This window comes from Blastococcus atacamensis (assembly GCF_002938425.1).
GTDB lineage: Bacteria > Actinomycetota > Actinomycetes > Mycobacteriales > Geodermatophilaceae > Blastococcus > Blastococcus atacamensis.
The window spans coordinates 1-1,418 of the sequence record NZ_POQU01000160.1 but is presented as its reverse complement, the minus strand read 5'-3'; the positions used below and the strand labels follow the sequence as shown (position 1 = coordinate 1,418).

General features: G+C 73.9%; 2 protein-coding genes. Both read right to left on the bottom strand.

Features of this window, described 5'->3' with window-relative positions:
* Window positions 1-44 precede the first annotated feature (44 nt).
* The gene (locus tag C5508_RS19195; protein ID WP_232797312.1) at window positions 45-473 is read right to left on the bottom strand and encodes a flagellar hook assembly protein FlgD; all 429 of its coding nucleotides are present in this window, start codon (window positions 471-473) and stop codon (window positions 45-47) included.
* An 18-nt stretch (window positions 474-491) separates the two neighbouring features.
* Complete coding sequence (locus C5508_RS19190; protein ID WP_104526500.1) at window positions 492-1,343, bottom strand: flagellar hook-length control protein FliK; 852 nt, start codon at window positions 1,341-1,343, stop codon at window positions 492-494.
* Between the last annotated feature and the right edge of the window lie 75 nt (window positions 1,344-1,418).

Below are 1,418 nucleotides of genomic sequence, written 5' to 3'. Positions count from 1 at the left end.
GGGGGCGCGCGGTCGGCGCCGGGGCAGCTGCGAGCAGCTGGGGGTCAGCTGGTGGACGTGCCGACGTCGGTGATGCGGCCGATGGGGACCGGAATCCCGCCGACGGTGGCCACGGCCTCTGCCTTGTCCGTGCCGAGGCGGACCGAGGAGACGACACCGGTCTTCGTGGCCCCGTTGTCGTCGGTGTAGGTGACGCTCCGGCCGACCATCGCCCCGGCACTGCTGGAGCGCTGCAGGGCCAGCATGGAGGCGTTCTGCGTGGCGATCTCCGACAGCTTCTCCACCTGCGTGAAGGTCGCCGTCTGCGACATCATCTGGTTGGTGTCGGCCGGGTTGCTGGGGTCCTGGTACTTCATCTGGGCAACCAGCAGCTTGAGGAAGGTGTCCTTCCCCATCTGGTCGCCCCGGTCGACGTTGAGCGTGGCGGTGTTGGTCGCCCCGGTCGGGACTGCGCCGATCACTGCGTCCGGCATCGGTCGTCGGCCTCCTTCTCAGACACGTACGTCCACGCCGGACGACGTGGATCCACGGGACGGCTGTGCTCGCCCTTCTCCGCTATCGGCAGCCCGACCCCATGACCGTGACCGTTCGCCGGGCTGGTTCTGCTGGGACCCCCGGTCGGTGAAGCCCTGCTGTGCCTCCCGTTGCGCCTGCTGCTCGGCCGCGTGCCTGGCCAGCCAGGAGCCGCCCCAGTCGGCGTCGACCTCCACGCGGGACGGGCTGAGCCCGGCCGCCTCGAGGTCGCGGCGCAGCTCGGGCAGGGCGTCGAGCAGGGCCATGCGGCCCTGCTCGTGGGCGCCGCGCAGCTGCAGGTCGAGGCTGCCCTGGACGACGGTCACTTGGACCTCGACCGGCCCGAGGGTCTCCGGGTTGAGGACCAGGGTCATGGTGTGCGACCCGTCGCCGGCGGCGCTCAGCACGGCGACGTGACGGGCGACCTGGCCGGCGACGGGGGGCGTCGCCGCGGGCCCGGCGACCGCACCGGTGGCCGTGACCGGGGTGGCCGGCGCCGTGCCGCCGGAGGCTCCGACCGGCGGCAGCACCACGGTGTCGGCACCGGCGGCGGGCTCGACGTCGGGGCGCGCGCCGTTGATCACGTCGCTGCGACCGGCGCCCGCTCCGGCGCCGTCCCGGCCGGCACCCCCGGAACCTGCTCCGGCGCCGGCCCCTCCCGTGGCAGCCGGGAGCGCGGGGGTGGTCGCGGTCGGGAGCGGACCGGTGGAGCCCTCGCCCTCGGTCGTCATGGCGGTGCCGCCGGTCGCCGTCGCGGCGGAGCCCGATGCGGCCGCCGGCACGGTGGACGGGACGACGGTGAGCTCGGCCGCGGGATCGGTGGCCGGCACGGTGCCGGCAGTCGGGGTGGCGCCCGCGATTGCGGCTGTCTCTTATTAAACACTTACGTTGCCGACGAAGCGTAA